Source organism: Halorubrum ezzemoulense (assembly GCF_004126515.1).
Lineage (GTDB): Archaea > Halobacteriota > Halobacteria > Halobacteriales > Haloferacaceae > Halorubrum > Halorubrum ezzemoulense.
Genome location: NZ_CP034941.1, coordinates 537,250 through 561,277 on the forward strand (window position 1 = coordinate 537,250; position 24,028 = coordinate 561,277).

The 24,028-nt window shown below is 59.9% G+C and carries 11 protein-coding genes and 4 pseudogenes; 10 read left to right on the plus strand and 5 right to left on the minus strand.

Going from position 1 to position 24,028, the window contains the following annotated elements:
• Positions 1-401: 401 nt before the first annotated feature.
• The 4 genes from EO776_RS18145 to EO776_RS18165 all read left to right on the plus strand — a co-directional run bounded on the left by EO776_RS18145 (position 402) and on the right by EO776_RS18165 (position 7,315).
• The gene (locus tag EO776_RS18145) at positions 402-1,550 is read left to right on the plus strand and encodes an FIST signal transduction protein (RefSeq protein WP_129452662.1); all 1,149 of its coding nucleotides are present in this window, start codon (positions 402-404) and stop codon (positions 1,548-1,550) included.
• Positions 1,547-4,030: a GAF domain-containing protein gene (locus EO776_RS18150; RefSeq protein ID WP_129452664.1), complete on the plus strand. Its 2,484-nt coding sequence runs from the start codon at positions 1,547-1,549 to the stop codon at positions 4,028-4,030. Before EO776_RS18145 ends, EO776_RS18150 begins: the two co-directional genes overlap by 4 nt.
• A gap of 744 nt (positions 4,031-4,774) precedes the next feature.
• Positions 4,775-5,944 (plus strand): AI-2E family transporter, encoded by a 1,170-nt coding sequence (locus EO776_RS18155; RefSeq protein ID WP_094519314.1) that lies wholly within the window; start codon positions 4,775-4,777, stop codon positions 5,942-5,944.
• A 372-nt stretch (positions 5,945-6,316) separates the two neighbouring features.
• On the plus strand, positions 6,317-7,315 hold the full coding sequence (locus tag EO776_RS18165; RefSeq protein WP_129452666.1) for a transposase: 999 nt from the start codon (positions 6,317-6,319) through the stop codon (positions 7,313-7,315).
• A gap of 190 nt (positions 7,316-7,505) precedes the next feature.
• Here the strand turns inward: EO776_RS18165 and EO776_RS19520 are convergent.
• Together EO776_RS19520 and EO776_RS19870 are read right to left on the minus strand one after the other, a co-directional pair.
• Positions 7,506-7,646, minus strand: a pseudogene (locus tag EO776_RS19520) (IS5/IS1182 family transposase); the annotation flags it as partial.
• Between the two features lie 53 nt (positions 7,647-7,699).
• Positions 7,700-7,807: pseudogene (locus EO776_RS19870) on the minus strand (RNA-guided endonuclease InsQ/TnpB family protein); the annotation flags it as partial.
• Between the two features lie 329 nt (positions 7,808-8,136).
• On the opposite strand from EO776_RS19870, the gene EO776_RS18185 reads away from it, so the two are divergent.
• Positions 8,137-9,828, plus strand: coding sequence for a Na+/H+ antiporter NhaC family protein (locus EO776_RS18185; RefSeq protein ID WP_049933572.1), 1,692 nt, complete (start codon positions 8,137-8,139; stop codon positions 9,826-9,828).
• A gap of 483 nt (positions 9,829-10,311) precedes the next feature.
• Here the strand turns inward: EO776_RS18185 and EO776_RS18190 are convergent, their stop codons facing one another.
• Entirely contained in the window at positions 10,312-13,509 is a 3,198-nt protein-coding gene (locus EO776_RS18190) for a PAS domain S-box protein (protein ID WP_129452667.1), read from the minus strand.
• Positions 13,510-13,864: 355 nt separating this feature from the next.
• Between EO776_RS18190 and EO776_RS19875 the strand changes: the two are divergent.
• Positions 13,865-14,007, plus strand: a pseudogene (locus tag EO776_RS19875) (helix-turn-helix domain-containing protein); the annotation flags it as partial.
• 244 nt (positions 14,008-14,251) lie between these two features.
• Here EO776_RS19875 and EO776_RS18195 read toward each other — a convergent pair.
• Positions 14,252-16,777 (minus strand): PAS domain-containing protein, encoded by a 2,526-nt coding sequence (locus EO776_RS18195; RefSeq protein ID WP_129452668.1) that lies wholly within the window; start codon positions 16,775-16,777, stop codon positions 14,252-14,254.
• A 194-nt stretch (positions 16,778-16,971) separates the two neighbouring features.
• On the opposite strand from EO776_RS18195, the gene EO776_RS18200 reads away from it, so the two are divergent.
• Positions 16,972-21,138, plus strand: coding sequence for a PAS domain S-box protein (locus tag EO776_RS18200; protein ID WP_186279064.1), 4,167 nt, complete (start codon positions 16,972-16,974; stop codon positions 21,136-21,138).
• Between the two features lie 95 nt (positions 21,139-21,233).
• Here EO776_RS18200 and EO776_RS18205 read toward each other — a convergent pair whose 3' ends face one another.
• Positions 21,234-21,416 carry a hypothetical protein gene (locus EO776_RS18205; RefSeq protein WP_049933276.1) on the minus strand — a complete coding sequence of 61 codons (183 nt, stop codon included), beginning with the start codon at positions 21,414-21,416 and terminating at the stop codon, positions 21,234-21,236.
• A 1,558-nt stretch (positions 21,417-22,974) separates the two neighbouring features.
• Here EO776_RS18205 and EO776_RS18215 point away from each other — a divergent pair.
• The 3 genes and pseudogenes from EO776_RS18215 to EO776_RS19150 form a co-directional block, all read left to right on the plus strand.
• Positions 22,975-23,190 (plus strand): annotated as a pseudogene (locus EO776_RS18215) (hypothetical protein); the annotation flags it as partial.
• Positions 23,191-23,214: 24 nt separating this feature from the next.
• The gene (locus EO776_RS18220; protein WP_094494864.1) at positions 23,215-23,766 is read left to right on the plus strand and encodes a type II toxin-antitoxin system death-on-curing family toxin; all 552 of its coding nucleotides are present in this window, start codon (positions 23,215-23,217) and stop codon (positions 23,764-23,766) included.
• Positions 23,767-23,768: 2 nt separating this feature from the next.
• Positions 23,769-23,906 carry a hypothetical protein gene (locus tag EO776_RS19150; protein WP_004043292.1) on the plus strand — a complete coding sequence of 46 codons (138 nt, stop codon included), beginning with the start codon at positions 23,769-23,771 and terminating at the stop codon, positions 23,904-23,906.
• Positions 23,907-24,028 lie beyond the last annotated feature (122 nt).

Below are 24,028 nucleotides of genomic sequence, written 5' to 3' on the forward strand. Positions count from 1 at the left end.
CAGTGGCGATGTATGGGTCTGACAGACACAGGATCGCCACTTCAGCATTATATAGAGAACACGCCGAATGGCATGGAATTCCTGATGAGACCTATCGGCGTCGCCACACAGCGGGCGACCGACCAAGTCACGATCACGAACTGTCAGAGGACGTTGGAAATGAGCACGTTGACACAAATTCGCTCGCACCACGATAAGATGTCGCTCGCTCGGTTCCTTCACGAGCCCATCGGACAGTGGCGTAACCGAGGCGTCGGCGGTCTCGTCCACGTGCCGCCCGTGAGTTCGAACGACGAGGACCGTTGCCTCGCTTCGGCACACTTCGACTACGTCGTTGAGTTCGCGAGTAAACGCCAGACGGTTGTTGCCCAGATTCTGGGGAAGTGTAACGTGAAACCGACATGGCGCCCCCTCAGTGCGTCCACGGCTGTGGGGGAAATAGGGGTATGAATTACAAGTACGCTGATACGCCCGAATCGATACGTATGGCGGTGCGTGAGGTGGCGTCACGAGACGCTGTCGAGGGGATTTTGCTGTGTGCCGCTCCAGACGACGGGCTCGACGAGTGGCTCGACCCGTTCCTTCGGGAACTCGACGTGAGCGTCTTCGGTGGCGTCTTTCCGGAAGTAATTCACGACGGTGAAAACAAGGGGAGTGGAGCGGTCATCTGCGGGCTCTCATCGGAACCACACGTGACGACGATCCGCGGGCTGAGCGGCGCGGACCCGGACTATACGTCAACCTTGGACGCCGACCTTCCGCTCGACGGGTACGAGACAGCGTTCGTCTTCGTGGACGCGTACGCGACGAACATCCAGGAGTTCATCGAATCGCTGTTCAGAACGTACAGCGTTGAGCTCAACTTTATTGGCGGTGGGGCCGGTACGCTCGAAGCGGAACAGCACCCCTGTCTGTTCACTAACGAGGGGATCATCGAGGATAGCGCCGTGATGGCCGCGGTGGAGTCACCGGTAACCCTCGGCGTCGAGCACGGGTGGCGCGAAATCGCTGGTCCGTTCCGGGTGACCGACGCGGACGGGAGCACGCTACGCCGTCTAGACGGCCAGCCGGCGTTTTCGGCGTATAAATCCGCCGTGGACGAACACGCTGAGAGCGAACTCGCGGCCGATGACTTCTTTGAGACAGCGAAGGCGTACCCCTTCGGAATCGCTCGGATGGACGGAGAGCAAATCGTTCGCGACCCCTTCGAGGTGACCGAAGAGGGCGGTCTCGACTGCTTCGGGGCGATACCCGAAGGCGAGTTCGTTCACGTCCTCAAGGGGGAACCGGAGTCACTGATCGACGCTGCACGTCGCGCAAAGACGGAGGCGCGGGACTCAGATACGCCCGTGGAAGGGCTGTTTTTCTTTGATTGTATTTCACGGGTGCTGTACCTCGAAGACAAGTTCGAGCGCGAACTCTCCGCCGTCAAGACGGACGACACGCCGATGATCGGCGCCCTCACAATCGGTGAAATCGCAAATGACGGCTACGGACACCTCGACTACTACAACAAGACCGCGGTCGTCGGCGCGGCAGAGGAGGTATGACTTCGCGACAGCGACGCGTCCAGACCCTCTACGAGATTTCGCTCGCCATCGAGACCCGTGGGAGCATCGAAGAGACAGCCGACCAAGCGCTCGCCGCGTATCTTCAGAAACTGAACTGTTCCGTCGGCGGTGTATTCGAAATCTCCGCGTCGTCAGACGGGGCGGAACCGACGCTCGTGACGTCTATCCCCGCGAACCCGGTTCGGAACAAGCTGTTCCGCAGCGCCCGAGAACACCTCGTAGAGATCGCTGCCGGCGCTCGGAGCGGCGTCTCGGGGCGAAGCGACCGGACGGCCGAGTCTGCCGCCGTGGCGTCGGCGTCGACGACGGTTCGGCGGTTCGCCGACTCCCTGCCCGCTACCGGCACGGTCGACGGCTCAGGGACGTACTATCTCTTCGACCTCCCAGGGTTTGGCGTCATGGTCCTCGGCAAACAAGGGGGGTCGCTCGACGTTGAAACCGTCTCAGCGTTGGACCCGTTGAACAGTCGGTTGGCACAGGCATGTCGGTCGAACCGAAGGGAGCGAGCGCTACGCAGGCAACGCGACCGCTTCGAGGCCATCTTCGCCGCGACCGCTGAACCGACCGTCGAGGTTGTCGTCACAGAAGACGGAACAGAGCGGATTCATCGCGCAAACGACGCATTCAGATCGACGTTCGGATATCCCAACGACTCACTCCGCGGGCAAAGTCTCAACGAACTGATTACGCCCGAGGATCAGCCCGTAGAGACCGACTCGCTCGTCAAGACGCTCGAGACGGGAGAACCGTTTCGGCAGGAGGTGCAGCGAGAGACAGCCGATGGGGTCGGGTACTTCCTCTTTACGGCCGTTCCGGTGACTGCGACCGAGCGGACCGAGTACTTCGGTGTGTTCGTCGATATTACCGACCAACGCGAGCGCGAACTGACGCTACAGGAGCTCTACGTCGCCGCACAGGATATCCTCACGGAGGGCTCTCGTCATCGGATCTGCCAGACGGTCGTTCAGACCGTAGAATCTGTTCTCGGATACTCGAGCGTCGGCGTTCACTTGTACGACCGGGACTCGGGGGCACTCGAACCGGTAGTCACGAGCGCGGCGGTCCGAGAGCGGCTGAGCGAGGAGTCGATAACTTATACTGACAGGGACTCCGTAATCTGGGAGGCGTACGAGCGAGAAGAGCTGATCCGGATCGATGACATCGCCGCATTCGACGGACGCTTTCCGAATAATAAAACCCCTGTCGGAAGCGCGCTCATCGTCCCCGTCGGTAGCCACGGCGTCGTCGTGACCTCGGCTCCCGAGCGGAACAGCTTCGACGACGAGGACGTGTACTTCCTACAGGTGCTGAGCCAGCTCACGGCAATCGGGCTCGACAGGCAGTTGAGCGAAGAGGGCCTCCGGACGACCCAAGAGACGGCCCGTCGCGCGCTTCGGGAACGCTCTCACGAGGAGATGGTCGAGTCCGTCCTCACAGACATCCCGGAGGCACTGAACATGCCGCTGATGGGTATCTGGAAGTATCGCCCCGCGCAGCAACGGCTTGACCCGGTTGCGGCGACCGATCACTCCGAGCGACTGCTCGGAGACTCGCCGTCATTCTTGAACGGAGACAGCCTCGCGTGGCAGTCGTTCGAAAACGACACTACGCTCGTCGCCGCCGATGTCGCCACGGACCCGGACGCCTACAATTCGAAGACGTCGATTGAGGAGGAAGTGATCGTTCCGATTGGTGACTTCGGGGTGCTGATCGCCGGGTCGGAATACGCCGAGAGCTTCAGCGACCTCGACGCCGAAATACTCGATTCTCTCGGGACAAATCTCGAAGCGATCACCGAGGTGATCGACAGTCGCCGGGATATCGACCTCCTCAATCAGGTGATCGCAAGGATCCTCAGACATAACGTCCGGAACAAGCTCACCGCGATAATGGGGTACACGTCTCAGATAGAGGCGAAGGCTGAGGGGCCGATACGCGGGTACGCGAAGCGAGTCTTGGAGAATTGCCGCGATCTAAAGAAGACCTCGAAGCACGCCAAGGAGATGCGTAAGATCGTAAACAGTCGGGACGAGATCACTACCGTCGCGCTTGAGCAGGAGGTCCGATCCGCCGCGTCGACCGTCGACGGAGAGTTCCCGAACGGCGAACTCGAAGTCGATGTCCGCGACGCGGCGACGGTGACGGCTCACCCAGAGCTGGAAACCGCGCTCGCTCACCTCATTCGGAACGGGTTCGAACACAACGACAGCGACGCCCCCGCGGTTGAGGTCGCCGTCCGCCGGGGTGACGAGGATGTGCGGATCGAGATTCGTGATAACGGTCCCGGAATCGATCCGTATGAGCTCGACGTGATCGAACAGCACGGTGAGTCCGCGCTGGAACACGGGAGCGGAGCGGGGCTGTGGATTGTGGATCGCGTGGTCCGATACTCGGAGGCTGCGCTCGAGATCGACACTGAGGACGGGACGACAGCGACGATCGCCTTTCCCGATCACTGACAACCGACCGCACCCCGCACTGAGCGCTCGTTTCGGCGCGCTTGCCAAGGACAGCGCCTACGGCGCCGCACCGTATACTATGTCGTCGCACTCGTCTCGAACGGCCACAGTCCGTTTGACGACCAGACGAACGCACCAGTTACGGTCGCGACGGACCAGTTCGTTGGCCCGAATGTCGCCCCCACGGATGATGTCCTCGTAGTTGGCTCTACTAACAAATCTAAGAACTGACGGAGTCGATGCGCAAGAGACAGAGACGAAGTCCAACAGTGGTGGTCATCCCGGCAACCAACCATACACATGAACTTATACTCAGCTTTGAACGTTGAGTATTTAACACTTAATCGACCGAAAATGGCGGCTGAGACGGTGTGAGCACGGAAAAGAGAGTTCAGCCGTAGACGCTCCGCTCCCTACTGGAGGTTCAAACGCCGTGAACGCTGCCTTCATTATCTTCTGTGAATCACTCTCCTGTTCGACCGATACCCTAAACTCTTCGTAGAACGTTTTTTTTCCTCCGATTCCGGGCTCAATAGTGTTAACACGACAACGTTCAAAGCTGAGTCAGCTACTCACCACTGCCGCTGCTCGACCGACTGATCGAAGACGCTCAAAAGATCCGCAAGCGACAACCAATCTTACAAGAGACACTCGCTACCGCTACACAACCGAGGTGTGAGGCTTAACTAAAGACAGGTGGCCACACCAACATACCTTTCTTGTAATGTGGCAATTAGTAAGTAAATGGAATATAGCTCAGGACTACGACGGCGGATCATCTTCGGAACTGGAGGGTTAGGATTAGTAGCTGCTGTCATTTTTGTTTTAATCCAGTTTCAGGCAACGCTCATATTTACAATCTTCCTCTACTACGCAAGCCGCCCAATTTATCGTAAACTCGAGAACCTCTCGCTTCCATCGCGACTCCAAGGCCATCGCGTTCCCTATCGATGTCAAGTTCTTGCTATGGTTACAATTGCTATTTTCCTACTGCCGTTTCTCTTATTGCTCACCTACACCCTTATACTGGTAGTACCCGAAATCCAACGGCTCGCTGGAGGGGATGGTCCCGGTGCAGCATACATCTCTGCACTACAGTCGGCACAAGGAAGTGGACTCCCGGGTCCACTCGTAGGACTAGAAATCGGTGATATACTGGGACTGAGTCCTGAGGAAGTCGTAGCAATCCTCAACGACCCTGCAGTTCAGACATGGATCGAACAAACAGTTGCTACACTAACCGGTTCAGTCGGGTTTATCGCAAACGCAGCACTCCATGGATTCATTCTTCTGGCCGGGACATACTATATGCTTACCGACGGCTCACGGCTTGGAGACTGGTTTCTCAACAATTTTGATGAATCAGGTGTTGTCGGGTCATACGCAGTAGCTGTTGATGATGAACTGTCTTCCATCCTCTTCGGTAATATCTTAAACGCATTTGTGACGGGTATCATCGGGATTCTTGTCTTTTCTGGATACAATCTCGTTGCACCAGGAGCAGTAAACGTTCCATTTGCGCCCCTAGTCGGGGCACTCACAGGAGCAGGAAGTTTAATTCCAGTTGTGGGAATGAAAATTGTGTACCTCCCTGTCGGAGCAATTCTCGCGATAGCTGCTGTCACCAGTGGTCAGGCAAGCGCGTTCGGCTTCGTGATCCTGTTTCTCGTTTTGGCGTTCGTAGTCGTTGATACGATTCCTGACTTTCTAATCCGCCCGTATGTGAGCGGCAACCGGACACATGTGGGCCTACTGATGTTTGCCTATATTCTCGGACCGATCGCGTTCGGCTTCTACGGGATTTTTCTTGGCCCAATACTGCTTGTCCTCTTCGCAGAGTTCTTTAGAACTATTGCATCGTACGTGCTCACCGGCAGACAGCCACATGAACAATCAAGTCTCTCGGACTACTGATTGATATCCCCTCGCTTTCAGGGGAAGACGTCTGGTGATCGTCGTAGGCGTAGAGGATTCAAACGATATTCCAACTACCGAGAGGGTTCGCTCCGACCCCCAACTTCTTCCGCATTCCAGCGTAGGTGCTGCCGAGCAGGACGAAGAAGGTAAGCGATGACTGGCTACGAGAACGGGATCCAATTGGTCCGATCCCTCGGAGATATTGTTCAACCACCGGGAGAAGAGGAGTAGATCGAGGGAACCTCGCCCCGTCCTGATTTCGTCATGCTCGTGGCTGCTGGCCGCACCCCTTGTTGAATTTCTTGACCATTACAGCGACAGAGCCTGTCATAGAAAGCGTCACGTGCGAAGCAGCAGGGTTTGGAGACAGTGTCTACAAGCTCCAAAGCCCTACAAAGCGAAGCTTCGGTCGACGAGTTCTTGAATGTAGCGGCTACCGAGACGGTTCCGCTGTTTGAGCATCTCAACTTCGAGTTTCTACTGGAGTACGAAGTGTTCGCCCCCGCTCGCCGGGGGCGAACACGAGTTCACAAACCACCAGACCTCTTTTGCGGCTTTCTACACTGCTACTACGAGGATGTCTACGGCACTCGTCCGATCACACGAGAACTCCAGCATAGCCTTGTCTGGTACTACTGCGGACTCGACAAACCGCCGTCCAGAGACACTATTGATCGGTTTCTCACTGATCTCGAACACGTCGTGGACGATGTATTCGACAGACTCGTCGAGCAGGCCGCCGCTCGCGGCCTGCTCGACTCCACGTACTCCATCGATTCAACTCACATCGAAGCGATCCAGCACAACGACGCCGCCTCATGGAACTACGACCCAACAGCCGAGGAGTACTACTACGGCTTCGGCTGTACACTCGTCTCAACCGGCGCAAAGATCCCAATAGCAGCGGAGTTCACACAAGCTAAACAAGCGGATCAGGAGACGGCGATGCGCGTCACGCGTGACGCGCTCGCCGTCGATACACCGATCTGGATGCTCGGAGACAGTGCCTACGATATCCTCGACTGGCACGACCACCTGCTGGCCGCAGGGGTCGTGCCAGTCGCCCCGTACAATCCACGAAACACTAACGACCCGAAAGACATCGAGTACAGAGTCGAAGACCGTATCGAAGAACACAGTGAGGAGGTTCAGCTCAAGCAATCCATCTTAGACGAGACGTACAATCACCGGACAGGGGTCGAACGAACCAACGATGCGGTCAAGGACTGCGGCCTCGGGCACGTCCGCGCCCGAGGCCGCGTCCACGCACGAACACAAGTGTTCCTTGCGCTGTGTCTCCGTCTCGTCGTTGTAATCACCAACTTCGAGCGGGGAGACGACCCTGGCCGCGAGAAGTTCAAGCTATGAGATGGTTTCTATGACAGGCTCGCGACAATTAAATTCCAGAAGTGAAGCAGCTACAGAGCACGCCCTTGGGTGGGGAGGACCGTGTTACATTGCTGTAAGGCAGAAGGATGTACTGTGTGAAGAGGTGTCTTATTATATATAACACAATCAGCGCGATTTCGCGAAACACGCGGAACCACAAGCGCGCTCACACAGGGAAGCTGAACAAGCGCTTCACAGCTGAGTTCACGGTTTCGGTCATTGAGTGCTGGTTGTAGCGATCATCGTCGATTCTGGCGTTGAATGGGTACAACACAAAGAGCCGATGCTTGATCAGCCGTCTGTTCCCAAGCACATACACCGTTTGCGGAGATCGCCCGCGTTCCGACGTGAAGTACCTCGGGATCAAGCCCCGAGGCTTCCCGTTTCCACGACGTGCTTTACAGATTCCGCGAGGGAATCCACAGGGAGCGCAGTCTCCACGGGCGTGGATTCGGAGTTCCCCACTCCTACTTGATGGTCACGGCAGAGCGTCTGACCCGGCTTATTTTCGCCGACTAAGCCAGACGCGAAGTGTGCCGTCACACCACTCTATTTGAGATGTTTCGAGTTAATGGCTTGGTTCACGAGTTGTCGGCTTCATCCACGGGGTCAAGCCTCGTGGCATTCGCCTCGACAGCCTGTAAAATCTGCTTAGTGAGGTCTGTGTCACTTTCTTCCCAGTTCGTTGAGAGAACGGGTATCAAAGATTTAATTTAAGTCGATATCGAGTTCTGCTCGTGGCTACCACAAGTTACGGCTTGTTGGCGTTGGCACCGCCGCTTCTGGCAATCGTGTTGGCGATGACGACACGGCAGGTGCTTGTGTCCCTATTCGCCGGCGTCTGGATCGGCGCGATGATCGTGGCGAACTGGAATCCAATCGCGGCGACAGGACTCACGATGGACTGGCTCGTCGAAGTATTTCGGTCGCCATTCAATACGAAATTCATTATTCTCATAATGTTCATGGGCGCGGGTGCGGCGTTCATTCACCGCTCCGGTGGCATCCTGGCACTGGAGCGGTGGATCGGCGATCGTGTTGACAGCGCCCGCGAGTCTCAGATCCTCACGTGGCTCATCGGAGTCTTCATTTTCTTCAGTTCTTATACCAGCACCATCGTCACAGGCAACGCGACACGGGATCTCGCGCAGGAAAACCACTCCTCCCGGGAAATGCACGCCTACACGCTTGATTCAACGACATCGCCCGTGGCGACCTTCGGGCCTGTGTCATCTTGGATCGGCTACCAAGTCTCAATGATTATCGTCGGGTTCGAGGCGGCTACGGTTACCGCCGCGGAACTCGGGATGACCCCCTTCGGATTGTTCCTCCAGAGTATTCCTTGGAACATTTACTGTTTCATGGCGTTCTTCATGGTCGGGTTCATCGCGATTACTCAGCGATTCTTTGGTCCGATGCTTGACGCCGAGTGGCGGGCGCGTTCCACCGGTCGGACTATTCGGGAAGACGCGACGCCATTGTCCGACGTCTCCCAGGACGTCGGCGAGCCGAGCGACAGGAACCCGACCCTCGTGAATTTCTTCGGCCCCATTTTTGTGTTGCTCGTCGTGAGTTTGGTCTCGATGTGGTGGCTGGGTGGTGGACAAAATCCCGGCGTTAGTATCTCGAAGGCATTCCAAGAGACTGACGTGGCGCTCGGTCTTCTGTATGGGTCTTTCGCGTTCATGCTGTCCGGGTTTGTCGGATCACTCGGCTACCGGACAATGGACCTCGAAACGGCCAGCGATACCATCATCCAGGGATTCAAAACGATGAACATCGCCATCGCGATCATCGTGTTAGCGTGGTCGATCGGTTTAGCTGCCGAGAAGGTCGGCACCGCCCAAGCGATTGTGGATATAATGGTCGGCAGCGGTGTTCCTGGGAGCTTCCTCCCCGTCATAATCTTCCTCGCAGCAATGTTTGTCGCGTTCACGACCGGTACCTCTTGGGGCACCATGGCTATTCTCACCCCACTCGCAATCCCGCTTGGGTATGAACTGGTCGGTCCTTCTATCCTCCCCGTGCTTATCGGGGTGCTGTTCGGCGGCGCTATCTATGGCGACCACAGTTCACCAATCAGCGACACGACAGTTATGTCGTCTATCTTCTCAGGCTCCGATCATATTGATCACGTTAACACCCAAGTCCCATTCGCAGGAACTGCGGCGGGGGTCACGGTGCTCGTCCTCGTGTTGTACGGGCTGGGTCTTCAGACGGCATACTTCGCACTGCCACTGGCGCTCGTTCTGACGGCAATCGCAGTGCTCGTTCTCAACAAGTTCGACGCTAGACGTAAGGGGCTCCCCGAGGTGATGCCTTCCGCTGACGCAATCGAATCCGGCGATGTTGATGTTGACGCCGTTGAACGCGGTGAGGTTGATGGCAACAACGGGAGTCACGACCATCTCACGCTGATCCCGGTACTGGCGGTCATCATCGTCGCTGCGTACCTCGCGCTCGTGGTCGCATTCGCGGCGGTAGGTACCTAAATCGACATGGTTTCGCCATCTCTGTATAGGCCCATTATTAAGGCTAGAATTAGTTCTAATGTAGGTGTTCAGATAACCCCCGTTTCCTGTACGCCTGCCTACTCAGATATAATAGAAGGCTCTGCTGGAACTCTTTACAACTGACACAAAGTCCGTGCTGAATAGAAGGCGCGAATGTGGCGCGCCGGGGTAGCAGCATCAGGGACAATTTGATCCGCTCAGTACAGGGTACACGTATACCGCGACGAGTAATGGTCTATTTTATACACAGTTAGGATACGATGAAATATATGGGAATCACAGTCAACACAGACAACTGAACATCGGCAGCGTGCCGATAAAATATCCCTTCCGCCGTTTTACTCTCAACCGTGTTCTCGCGTGAACCAACATTCATTCAATTTGACGCAGATTGTCTCTGACGACAACCACGCCGACACAGAGATCTCTTCACTGCGTACGCTGTTGGCTCACAGCAACAATTTATGAACGTCTCATAGCCGGCACCCGCAAGTTAACCTCCGTCCCGTCGGTTGTCGCTACGGACACATCACCGCCGGCTTGCGTGACGATTATTCGAACCATCCACAGACCGAGCCCTCCGCCGTGATTGAGTGGCGTCTCTTCTCCCGTTTCAAGGATATCCGCCTCCATCTCCGGCATACCGGGGCCGTCATCTCGCACACGGACCTCAATCCACTCGTTTTCCAACTCGACGAGCTCGATCTCGACTGTAGTGTTATCGTTCAGCTCCACGGCATTTTCTATCAACTCATGGATAGCCTCTCCGAGCGTCGTCTGTAACTGCACCGACCCGTTGTTAGATGTCTCAGTCAAGATCGTTGCGTCCTCGTGTTCCTCTCGGATTTCACTAACGACCTCTCCGATCAGTGGGCCAGCCTCTGTCGTGGCTGCCCCACCGCCTTCGGGATTGAGAACTCGTTTTATTTGTTTCATCTTCTCTATCATCTCTCCCCACTTGTCAAGAATCGGTTTGATGGTCTCGAACTGTTCCGCCCGTTTTTTTGCGTCCGTCTCTCTGCTCATCAGCTTTGTCCAGCCTCGGACTTTTGTCAAATCGTTCCGCATGTTGTGTCGCATCACGCGCTGCATGACGTTCAAGTGGCGACTATACCGCTGCTGGGCAGTGATATCGCGTCCCTCAGCAACGAGTAGGGTAATGTCGTCGTCCTCATCTGTCACGGGTTTTATCGAGAAGTCGATTGTTGCGAGGCCGTCAGCGCCACGCACATCCGTTTCGTAGCGCACGAAATCTCCGCTTGTGGCCCGCTCAATCGCGTCCTGAACCCCATCGTAGACTGTGTCGGAGTGTGTCCACCACTGGGCTTCATAAAAGGGGTTCCCGACGACGTCGCTGCGCTCGAACCCGCCGAACTCGAGGGCGGCGTCGTTGACCTCGATGACCGTCCCCTCGGTGTCCAACAAGGCCGTGAACTGGAACGTCTGGTTGAAAATGCTCTCGAACCGCCGAGCACGGTCTTTGGCTTCGGTCACATCCCTGAGGTAGACGATCACTCCGTCGATGGCGTCGTCGTCAAGCATGTTCCGGTATCGACTTTCGATGTTGAACCACCCGCCATCCGGAGATTTGAATCGACACTCTGCGGTGACGCTTTCGGTTTCCTCAACGGAACTAAAGAACGCCTCCATCGCGTGCTCGCGTCCGTCTGGATGAACGTAATCGAAGAGGTTCTCGCCAACGAGGGCGTCGGGGTCGTAGCCGAACACCTGCGTCACCGACCCGCTGGTGTAGGTGATTGTCCCGTCGGGATCGAGGATTGTGACGACGTCCTCGGACTCTTCGACGAATCGCTCGGTTCGACGCCGTTGGCGACGGCGTTCGGTCATGTCGCGGACAATTACCGCATACCCGCGAAACACCCCATCGTCGGATTCGAGCGGTGCGTACCGAACGTCAGCGTAGAACTCCGACCCGTCGGCGCGAACTTGCCAGCCCTCGTGTGCGCTCTCGCCGGCGAGACGCGCCTGTTGTATCAACCGCTCCGGGAGGCCGGACTCGCGGTCGGACTCAGGATGGAGTTCAGCCATCGACATTCCGACCGCCGCGTCACCGTCGTACCCAAAGAGGTCCTCGGCACCAGTATTCCACGTTTGAACGGTTCCGTCCTCGTCGACGATGAGAAAGGCGTACTCGTTGACGCTCTCGGTTAGCAGGCGGAACTGTTCGCGTTCCTCATACAACCGCTGCTTGCGGCGCACTTCATCGGTTACGTCCTGCTGGACACCGATGTGGTTGACCAATTCGCCGTCATCGTACACCGGCGTCACCGACAATCGATTCCAGAACTGCTCGCCGTTTTTGCGGTAGTTCCGCAGGTCGACAGTCACCGGTTCCTCGGCGGCAATCGCCTCACGGAGTTCGTCAAGCGCCTCCTGATCTCTATCGTCTTCTTGGAGAAATCGACAGTTCCGTCCGAGCGTTTCCTCTCTGGTGTAGCCGGTCTGTTCGACAAACCCGTCGTTAGCGTATATCAGCGGATTGTCCTCGCGGTCGGGATCGCTGATCGTGATCCCGACGATAGCCTCGTCCATCGCTCGCTCTTTCAGTTCGAGCTCTCTCTTCCGCTCCTCCAGTTCGCGCTTTCGCGCTCGCCGCTCGGTAATGTCCTGAACGGTTGCGACCGTCCCGACAAGTTCAGCTCCGGTGGCCATTCGGTTCGTTATTACCTCGAAGTATCGGGTGGAGCCACCAACTTCCACAGAGACAGGATTCGTATCCTCGAGCTCGTCAATCGGACTGAATGCCCGCTCGAACGCCTCGATAGTCGTAAGGTCAGTATCGGTCGCTGATTGTAATTCCTCTCCCTGCGTGTTCGTTTCGACGAGTTCACCGTCAGTATCGTACACGAACGTCGCGTCGTCGGCTTCCTCGAAGAATCGTGAGCGGGCAGACTGCTCGATCTGTCGGAAGGGTTTCCCAACGAACACTAACACTCCTGCGAGAAACGCGGTCACACCGACCGGTTCGAAGCTCAATCCCAGCATAATAGGCGGTAGTATCTCGGTCGGCAGCGTGCTGACAGCCAACCGCGGGATGATCGGTGACAACGCGAGAACTCCGAGCGCCCCGAGACTTCCACTTGGAAACGCCGACTCACGCAGCGTCGTGAGTAGCCAATAGAAACTCAGTGCCACGAGTGCGTACGTGAGCGAGAACGAGACCCAGTAGAACAACTGCGGTTCAACCACAAGGTGTAGATACGGGCTTTGCTGTAGTTCCGTCGAGACGTACAGTCCGTACAGTGGGTTCGTGAGCTTAACGATGAGGAGCCCGAGATAGGTGCCAACAGCGAGTCCGCGGTAACGTCGGTCGCGATGGTATGACCGACCGGTGTACGCGGAAATAAAATACATCCATGCACCCACGCCCGTGAGCCCCCAGATGAGTCCCCCAATGTAGAGCGCGTTGCTAAGCGACTCGCTGGTGGTAACCAGCCCAAGCGCTTGGAACCCTAGCCACAATCCGTTGGTAAAGAGGACCGCTCTGAGCCCGAGCTGCGTATCTCGTCGCCGCAGCCGTGAGCCGTACGCAGCACCCACGAAGCAACTGACCGCAATCCCGGTGAAAATGAGAAAAAGCCCCCAGCGAACCGTACTTGGGTCCCCTGAGATGGTTAAGGGTGTGTGAAAAATTGACATACTATTTAAAATAGATGAGTTGTCTTATCAATTGCGGAATGCGAGACCCTGAGCGCAAGATTCGCAGGCGAATTCTACCGGCTAATTCAGGATATTGACGGAGAAAATAACATCGTTCAGCGGCTGACTACAGCCTCTGTATCGGTCACGCCCTTGTTGACAGGCGGCAGAGAATTCGAAACAGCGCTGCTGAATACAGGGCGCGAGTGTCTCAAATGAAGGGCCAAATGTCACCAAGTCGCGCGACATCTGGGTGATCCTGAATTACTCCAACTGGTCCAGCAGCCGATCGGCTCCAACGCCACATAATCCATCCGAAAGCATTCATCGATCTAACTGAGAAGTTGTATATGAAGCGACGACAGGCGAGTTGATCGACCGCCTCGACCGCGATCGCAGCAACGTGAACCGGTCGCTGAACCGGCTCCGCGAAACCGGGTTCGTGACGGGGGGCGCCGAATCATCGACGAGGGAGGGCACGTACACCAGTACTACGCCCTCGTCGAGGCGTCCGAGACCGTCGTGGCTCGGGCGATGGACCGCTAGCGATCGGCCGCGCTCAACGCTGTCGGGTCGGAGTAGCTGGGCCCTCCAACGAAGCGCCATCGCCGCGCCGTCCCTATCCGACGGCAGGTGCGAGCGGCGGCCACCCACCTGGAGCGAGAGCGGATAGCACAGTCGCGTTCCTCGGTGTCGGCGGGCGTCGGATGCGGCGCGTCGCCGCGAACGGGACCGGTTCGTTTCACTCCGCGTCTACACGCGGCAGTTCGACGACGAACCGAGCCCCTCCGCTCTCGCTGTCTTCGACCCACACCGCGCCGCCGTAGCGGTCGACGAGCGTCTTGACGAGGTACAATCCGAGGCCCGTCCCCTCGCTGTCGATCCCCTGCGTGCCCTCGTCGAAGACCGTCCGCTTCAGGTCGTCCGGCACCCCTGGACCGTCGTCGGCGACGGCGACGCGGACCCGGCCCGGAAGCGCGTCCGTCGAGACGCGGATCGACGGGCTGTCGCCGTCGTTGTGAACCACGGCGTTATGTAACAGGTTTCTGAACACGGATTTCAGCATCTCGTCGGCGAGCACGGGCTTCTCGTCGGATTTCCCGACTCTCGTTACGCTAACCGACCGATCGCTCGAGCGGACAGCGTCGATCTGTCGGGTCAGCACGGGGGTCAACGCCACCGGTTCGGGGTCGCTGTCGAACTCCATCAGGAGCTCCGTGACCTCCCTGGCCGAGACGGTGATGTCGACCGCTTCGGCGGCGGCCGTCCGGATGGCCTTGAGAAGCCGGTGGTTCTCGGTATCGAGACGGTGCTCAAGGAGTTCTGCGCTTCCGCTGACGACTTGGAGCGCGTTGCGGATATCGTGGCGAACGATCTTGTTGAGGACGGAGAGATTGTCCCGCTGCCGTTCGAGACGGTGCTCGTATCGACGGAGCGGCGTGATGTCCCGAGCGTATCCCAACATGGCGTCGTCGTCCGTGCCCGCGACCCGGTATGGAATCTTCGTCGTCTGGAACAGCCGCGTCTCGCCGTCGGCCGTCGTCAGCTCCTCCTCGGGGATCTCGAGCTGTTCGTCCGACTCGATCACCCGCTGGTCGTCGGCCCGGAAGTGAGTGGACTGGGCGCTGTCCGGGAGGATTTCAGCGTCCGTACACCCCTCCGTCTCGGCGACCGTCAGTCCGTACGCCTCCGCGGTCGCTTCGTTGGCGAGGAGGTACGTTCCGTCGTCACGTTTCGCGAAGATCAGGTCGGGGACGAGGTCGATGATCTGCCGGAGCTCGTTCCGGGCGCGTTCGATCGCCGCCTCCTGTTCCTTCTGTGCGGAGATATCGAGATGGATCCCGACGGCCCGCGTCGGGCGGCCGTCGGCGTCACGGTCCACGATCTTCCCGGCGTCCCGAATCCACAGCCAGTCGCCCTCGGCCGTACGCATCCGGTGATCGCAGTCGTACATCTCGGTCTCGCCGTCGATGTGAGCGTTGAGAGCCGCCTTCACACGCGAGATGTCATCGGGATTAACGCGTTCTTCCCACGTGTCGAGACTGGGTTCGATATCGTCCGGCGAGAGGCCCAGCATCGTCGCCCACCGGTCGTTGAACACGACCTCGTCGGTCGTCATGTCCCAGTCCCAGACGCCGAGATTAGCGCCCTCGACCGCCAAGTCGAGCCGCTCGCGGAGTTGGGCGAGCTGTTCGTCGCGCCGCTTTCGATCGGTGATTTCCTGAAACACGCCGACCGCCGCGACCACGTCCCCGTTCGCGTCGGTCCGGGGTTCGCCGACCGTCCGGATCCAACGCGTCCGGTCCTCCGCGGTAACGATCCGGAGTTCGAGGTCGTACGACTCCCCCTCGTCGACGAGGCGGTCGAACGCGTCGGTGACGACCCCCCTGTCCTCGGGGTGGTAGAAGTCGAACCCGTCTTGTAGACTGATGCGCGCGTCGAGCGGCAGCTCGTGGATCCGATACACCTCGTCGGTCCAGTGTAACGACTCGGTCGTGAGATCGACCTCCCAGCCGCCGACGGCGGCGCTCGCCTGCGCGCGCTCGAGGAACTCGCGGGTCTGTTCGAGCTCCCGCTCGCGGGCCTTCCGCTCGGTGATGTCCTTGTTCACGCAGACGAGGGTGCCGTCGTCCAGAAGCGAGAGCGAGACGTCTTGGGGGACGCCGCTCCCATCGCGGCGCCGCCCCTCGGTTTCACCGCGCCACTCCCCCTCTCGTTCGAGCTGCGGAAACACGTCTCGTTCGATCCGCTCCTGCTCCGCGTCGCCGTACAGCCGCCGCCAGCTCTCTCCGAGCAGCTCGTCGGGCTCGAAATCGAAGATCGCGGCGTGAGCCCGATTCATGTACACGTACTCCTCGTCGTCGAGGATCGCGATACCGTCTATCGCCGCGTCCGCGGCCTCCGACAGCCGCGTCCGGTCGCCGTCCGGCGCCGGCGAGACGGTCACGGTCATCCCGGTCGCCGACGGATGAGTCCCGATGCGAACCCACTGCCGGTCGCTGCCGTCGTACGCGGTCACAGACAGCGTTTCACGCGTCTCGAACGCGTGTTGAAGACGGGCCGCTGTTTCTGCGCCGAATCCGTCCCGTAACTGCTCCCAGACGGTCTCATCCAGCGGGACGCCGTCCGCGCTTCCGAACAGGTCCGAGGCGGGCTCGTTGACGAACGAAAGCGCGCCGCGTTCGTCCAGCGCGAACAGCGGGTCCGTCACTCGTTCGAGGACCTCCGACGGCGACGTGCCCGGTGCGAATTTCCCCGCGCCGTTCATCTCCCGTCACTCTACATGGCCGACCTACGCGGAGTGCCTACTTGAGTGCGTTGCGCTGATTCCCAGAGATAATATCTGAATTCCTCGGAGGCGGATTGCGGCCGTTCGGTCTCGACACCGATCGGTCGCACCGATACGATAATAATCATGCGCGTTGATACGATCGCATGTGCTATCCCGCTGGTCCGTCTAGCGTGGATGACGAGCTACTGGCATTCGCCGAGGCGCTCGGCGGCGCCGAGTCGGTCGACGCCGTCCTCACTCGCTCGCTCTCCGTCATCCGGTCGCTTCTCTCCGACGCCACCGTCGCGTACCACGGGCTCGACGCGGGGTCCGACGCCGTGACGACGTTCGAATTGACTGGCACCACCGAGGCCGTTCACAGATCGGGAGACGAGGCGGTGCCAGTCTCGGTCGTGCGTTCCGTGATCGAAGCCGAGTCGGTCACGAGGGGCGACGCGTTTGTGGCGGAGGCCGACGCCGAGGGGTGGGACACGGCTACAACGGGGGACACGGCTACAACGGATCTCTTTGCGCCCGTCGCCGATCACGGCGTCCTCCGCGTGACGCTCCCGTCGGCGGACGGAGCCGCCGATCGAACGACCGCCCTGATCGAGCGGGTCGCATCGGCGGCTGCAGCGGCGCTGAACCGAGTCGGGGGGAGCCGCGAACCGGACCGCGAGCGGCGACAGGACGCGGCCGCGCTCGACGCGGCGGCGCTCCACCAGTTCCACGAGACGACGATGGCGGGGGCCGAGTTCGACGCGGCGGTCGCGGAGCTGCTCTCGCTCGCCCGCGACTACGTCGAACTCGACGTGGGGATCTTCTCTCGCGTCGAGGACGAGACGTACACGGTCGAGAGCGTCGCCGACCGGACCGGAACGTACGAGACCGGGGCGACGTTCGACGCCGCGGAGGCGGTCTGCGCGGCCACGCTCAGCGGGAACCCGACCGAACCGGTGGCGTTCGCCGACGTGACCGAGACCGAGTACGCGGCGTCCTCGGCCGCAGAGGGCGTGGACGCGTACATCGGCGTGCCGGTGTTCGTCGACGGCGCGAGTTACGGCACAGTCGCCTTCTTCAGCGAGGAGCCGCGGTCGGCGCCGTTCCGAGCGGGCGAGCGCGAGTTCGTCAAGCTCCTCGCGCAGTGGGTCGGAACCGAGATCGAACGGCGGCACCGGTTCGAGGAACTCGAGCGGTACGAGACGATCCTCCAAGCGGTCGACGACCCGGTGTACGCGCTGGACGCCGCCGGCGAGTTCACCTTCGTCAATGAGGCGGCGAAGCGGGAGTTCGGCTACGGCGACGAGGTGATCGGCGCCGATCCGTCGATCGGGATGGATGAGGCGGACATCGCTCGCGTCCGGGAACAGATCGTCGACCTGATAGCGGAGGACGAGCGGTCGAAACGGGCCGAGTTTGACCTCCACACCGCCGATGGGAGCCGCAAAATCGTCGAGAACCGCATCGCGCTGATCGGCGACGACGAGTTCCGGGGCTCGGCAGGCGTTCTCCGCGACATCACGTCCCGGAAACGACGGGAGCGACAGCTGACGTCGATCAAGCGGGCGATCGAGCAGAGCGCCGATGGGTTCGCCATCCTCGACAACGGGGAGTACACGTATGTCGACGAAACGCACGTCGAGATGTACGGCTTCGAGAGCAAAGCGCAGCTTCTCGGGGACAGCTGGCGGCGGCTGTACGACGACGACGAGATCGACCGGCTGGAGGCCGAGGCCTTCCCGGCGCTCGAGGCAGAGGGGAGATGGCGCGGGACGGTCACCGGCCGGCGCCCCGACGGGACGACGTTCCCGACGGAGATCTCGCTCACCGCCGTCGACGACGGCCGGATCGTCTGTACCGCTCGCGACGAGAGCGAGCGGCAGCGTCAGCGGGAGGAGCTCGAGCTGTTCCAGCGGGCGATCGAACAGGCGGCCGACGGCGTGGCCGTTCTCGACGGCGACGAGTACACGTACATCGATGAGACGCACGTCGAGATGTACGGCTTCGAGAGCAAGGCGCAGCTTCTCGGGGACAGCTGGCGGCGGCTGTACGACGACGACGAGATCGACCGGCTGGAGGCCGAGGCCTTCCCGGCGCTCGAGGCCGAGGGGAGATGGCGCGGGGCGGTCACCGGTCGGCGCCCCGACGGGACGACGTTCCCGGCGGAGCTCTCGCTGACGATCATCGAGGACGGCCGTCTCGTCTGCACCGTGCGCGACGAGACGGACCGGAAGGAGCGCGAGCGCGAGCTGGAACTGAAAGAACGGGCGATGGACGAGGCCACCGTCGCGATCCAGATCGCCGACGCGACGCGAGACGACAACCCGCTGGTGTACGTCAACGACGGGTTCGAGCAGGTGACGGGGTACGCGTCCGAGGAGACGCTCGGCCGGAACCCGCGGTTCCTGCAGGGCGACGACACCGACCCCGAGCAGAGGGCGCGGCTGCGCAAGGCGATTGAACGGGACGCACCGGTGTCGCTCGACATCCAGAACTACCGGAAGGACGGCACGCAGTACTGGAGTCACCTCTCGATCACACCGGTCACCGACGACCAGGGGACCGTCCGGAACTATATCGGTATCCAACAGGACGTCACCGACCGCAGGGAGCGCGAGCAGAAGCTGTTCGCGGAGCGCGAGCGGTTCCGCCTGTTGCTCGAGAGCGTCGACGAGTACGCCTTCCTCGCCGTCGACGAGGAGGGGCGGATCCAGACGTGGAACGAGAACGCAGAGAGCCTGTTCGGCTACGACGAGGAGGCGGCGGTCGGCATGTCGACCGCCGAGCTTCACCGGACCGACGACCGGGAGGTCGGGGTGTCCGATCGCCTGCTGGACCAGGCCCGGATCGCCGGCCAGAGCGCCCACGAGGGGTGGTACGTTCGAGCCGACGAAAACCGGTTCTACGCGGACGTCCGGTACGCCCGGCTCGAACACGACGACGGGACGTTCCGCGGGTACGCGATGATCGTCCGCGACATGACCGAGCGACGCCGCCAGCAGCGTCGGACCGAGCGGTTCGTCGAGGAGTCCGACGACGTGATCACGGTCGTCGACACGGCCGGGACGATCACGTACGCCAGCGGGTCGAGCCGGAACGTGTTCGCGCACGAACCGGACGACCTCGTCGGCGGGAACCTCTTCGATCACGCGCACCCGACCGACCGGAAAGAGACGATGGAGGCGTTCTTCGAGGCCGTCGAACGGTCGGACTCGAACCGAGAGCTGGAGTTTCGGCTCGAGTCGGGCGACGGCGAGTGGCTCAACGTCGAGGGGCAGTGCCGGAACATGCTGGACGACGGCGCCGTCGACGGGATGCTGCTGTACCTCCGCGACGTCACCGACAGGCGCGAGCGCGCCCGGCGGTTCGAGAGCGTGTTCAACCAGACGTTCCAGTTCGCGGGGCTGTTGAACCCGGACGGCACGGTCGTGGAAGTGAACGACACGGAGTTCGCGTTCGGCGAGGAGACGCGGGAAACGCTCGTCGGAGAGCGGTTCTGCGACACGGCGCTGTGGGAGCACTCGGACGCGGCGAGGACCGACCTCCGCACCGCGGTCGAGCGGGCCGCGGAGGGCGAGGGCACCCGGTACGAGACGACGATGTACGGCGCGAACGGGCTGGTGACGGTCGACCTGTCGGTGAAACCCGTGACGCGCGAGGACGGCGACACCTCGCTAATCGTGGTCGCTGGCCGGGACGTCTCCGCCGAGCAACGCCAGCGGCAGCACCTCGACGTCGTCCATCGGGTGTTGCGACACAACATGCGGAACGACCTCGGGAAGGTCCGGGGCTGGGCGGAGTTGATGTGCGAGGAATCGGACCGGGACGCGCGCTCGGAGCATCTGGCGACTCTCAACCGCATCCTCGACAAGTGGGAGTCGATGACCGAGCGGGTGAAGCAGATTCGCCGGGCCTCTCAGCGGATCGACCAGTCGACGGGAGCGGACCCCGATTCGCTGGTCGCAGACGCCACGGCTCCGGTTCGTGACGAGTACCCGGACGCGACGATTTCGACCGAGGTGTCGGCCGACGCGCTGACGCGCGTTCCGGCGACGCTGCTCGACGCAATCCGCGAGCTCGCGGAGAACGCGGCGAACACGGGCCCCGACGCCGACGTCGAGGTCGAACTCAGCAGTCCGGAGGACGGCTGGATCGAAGTCAGCGTGCGCGACGACGGACCGGGGCTCCCGCAGATGGAAGCCAACGCGCTCGAAACCGGCGAGGAAACGCCTCTCAACCACGGCAACGGGCTCGGGCTGTGGATGGTTCGGATGATCACCACGCAGGCCGGCGGCGACATCTCGGTTCGTACGGCGGAGGCCGGAACCGACGTGCGGCTCCGCGTTCCGACGGAGTGATCACGGACAGGTGCGGCGGAAGAGCGCGAAATCGGCCGCGAGTCGCCCCCGCCCGCTGAAACCGTTCCCCTGAGGGGTTTGGCCACGCCGGTCGGTCAGTCGCCCCGCCCGTCGGGGGCCAGTCCGAACGCCTCGTCGCGGACGTGGGTCTCGACGAGCAGCAGGTACGTCGCGTGGCTCCACTGGAGGTTCGAGTTCCACCGGATGTCGCCGCTCCCGTCGACGCGCTCGGGAAGGAGGCCGGCAGTCGTCGTCCACTCGTGAGCGTCATCGAACACGTGATCCGCGACCGCGTCCGGGTCGCTCCCGCCGAGCTAGTGGGCGACGTGAGTAATTCTTCCTCGAGTACGCGAGTCACCGAGAGAGACTACGTTGGCGGGCTCATCGGCGACAACGACACCCCAAGAGGCGGTACGTGAAAGTACGGCGAGTGCACAAATCAATGCCGAGGATTACGTCGGTGGGCTCGTTGGCCGCAACGACGGGACGGTGTGCGACTCCCAGGCGGATGGCAAGGTGTCGGGCAGCGGTTCTAACGTGGGCGATCTCATCGGTGGAGGAAACGTGAAAAAAGAGTGCCAAGCGTAGGGGCACCGACCGGTGTTCGGGCCCGCGAGCGGTCGCGGCCCCTCGGAGCGAGAGTTGAGGTGGTAGCCTGACCAATGGAGCACGCTCGGTGCCACCACTCGTGTGTGCGGACGTCCGTGCGACGTGCTGGACTCAACTTCTGTGTCTCGTACTAGGGTGTCATAGAAGAGTTAGCACGACATTTATTTCGCGAAATCACAGCTGAATCAGGCGATAGAATGCGTTTGCTTGTCGACCGAACTGGGGATCGGTTGGCACGGGTGACTCGCGTTCCGCATTTGGGTCGTAATGCGAACGGTTATTCCTGGCCAGACCGAAGGAGGGGAAATGGCGTCCTCCACTTCCGCTACGAAGCAACTGCCCTCCGACAGGTCAATGCTCTATTGCCCTCAGTGCGGCTACGAAAGCCGCATTAACGACGATTGGCTCATCCACGTTCTTGCCGATTCTCTCAGCTACAGCTGTCCGAATTGTAAGGCGGAGATCCCCGCTCGAATCAAAAATCTGATCCAAAAGAGTGGTGAATAGTTCGACAGGGCCGTTCGTTTCTAAATAGTCACTCTGTACTGAGCGATTCCTGTGTGGGTGTGAGAAGACTTCTATGACACCCTCTCTCGTACGCCTATCGGAACACTCTCCTGAGCTGGTAGAATTCTCGGCGGTCAATACGCAGGATCTTTCCAACTGCTAATTCAGATCTATTTCAACTGTAAACAGCAGCTGTGAATCGTTCTATAGCACCCTTGACTACGGTAAAGTTCATTTTGGTTGTGGGTTGAGGCGGACCTCGAACACAAACGGATGGGTACACAGATACGGACCCCTTCTTTGGCTCCGAGGGAACCGGCCGGTAACCGGTCGGTACATCTCCGGTTCCACACGTTCGGATAACACGTATGGTCCCGAATAGTGATCCCAATACGTCCGCGCCGGCGGAGACCGACACCGACGCAGTCTTGCGTGTTTGATTCAATACGTAACTGTAGAGAAACGTGTCTGACACGACCGTTGAGCAGAATATATTAGATAACCAAAAGGTCCCTATCAGTAGAATAGCTCAGGTCAAAGGAGTACCACGCCTCCGGTCGAAAGTTGACCGCTCCGACCCTGACGATGCCCCCGATTTCAAATGGGACCGACAAGATCGACCACATAATGTATGAGTCAGAGCTTCAGGACGGGGTATCGAGCAGCATTATTGACGGCGATGTATCGTCGTTGAACCTCAGCATCACCGACAACGAGTTCCATCCGGCCGGATTCGCCGCGGCCTGCCTCTACACGGCCGGTCGCGAAGAGGGGCGCTGGCTGACGCAGTCCGGGGTTGTTGAAGCCGCTAACATCTCAACGACAACGATTCGGACCCATCGAGACACACTCCAACAGCTGGATGCTGAGCAGAGAATGGATACCAAGGGTGATACAGTAAATCGAAGGGCACCGGCGAAAGCAGAGGTTAGATAAGCGTCCTCACAGAGGGTATCGATAATGGGCGAAGAATCGGAGTCGATCAGCTATTTGTCGGCTGCTGATATCCGTGACATTCACGAGTTGATCGTGGAGTCAAATGCGGACACGACAGCGGGTATCTCTTCACCAGGTGATATCGAATACACCGTCGAACATATCCAGGAAGGCCATTTCGGCCAGGTTCCCGAATCGCCCCACGAGAAGGCATTCCAGCTGCTGCGACTCATCGCGGCGAATCATCCGTTCGTCGATGGCAATAAGCGAACGGCGCTTATGTCGGCCCGGATTTTCTACGCGCTGAATGGCCACCGCTTCGATTACGATCGAGAGATCAAAGAGATCCTGAAGGCGCTCGCGACCGATGAGGGCGCTGTCGATGGGGATGACGTGATCGAGTATCTCAGAGCACACACAGAGCCGCTCGCTCCGGAGTACGAGGCAACCATCAACCTGTGGCTGTCACGCATCGAAGGCACAGATCAGCTATCCAGAGATCCCAAGCTCGATACAGGCGACAATGAACAACACGAACCGAACGATTATGACGATGACCGCCATAGTGATGAATAAGGATGGCCGCTGAAAGTGAGCAGCCCGAGATTCCCGATGAGCTGTCCCCCGAAGAGGCACGGCAGTATCTCATTCGGTTCCTCGGACGCCAAGACCTCGACGAGCACGAGGAGATCTACGACGAACTCGCGACCGAGTAGGACTCTCTCCAGGCTGTTCTCCGTAGTACTGCAACAGTACCGTGGTTTCTCGCAGAGCGAGACCGTTCCAATCCGAAGCGAAAGCGAGATTGACGCACCGGTTTTCCCGTTCGCACTGGAAC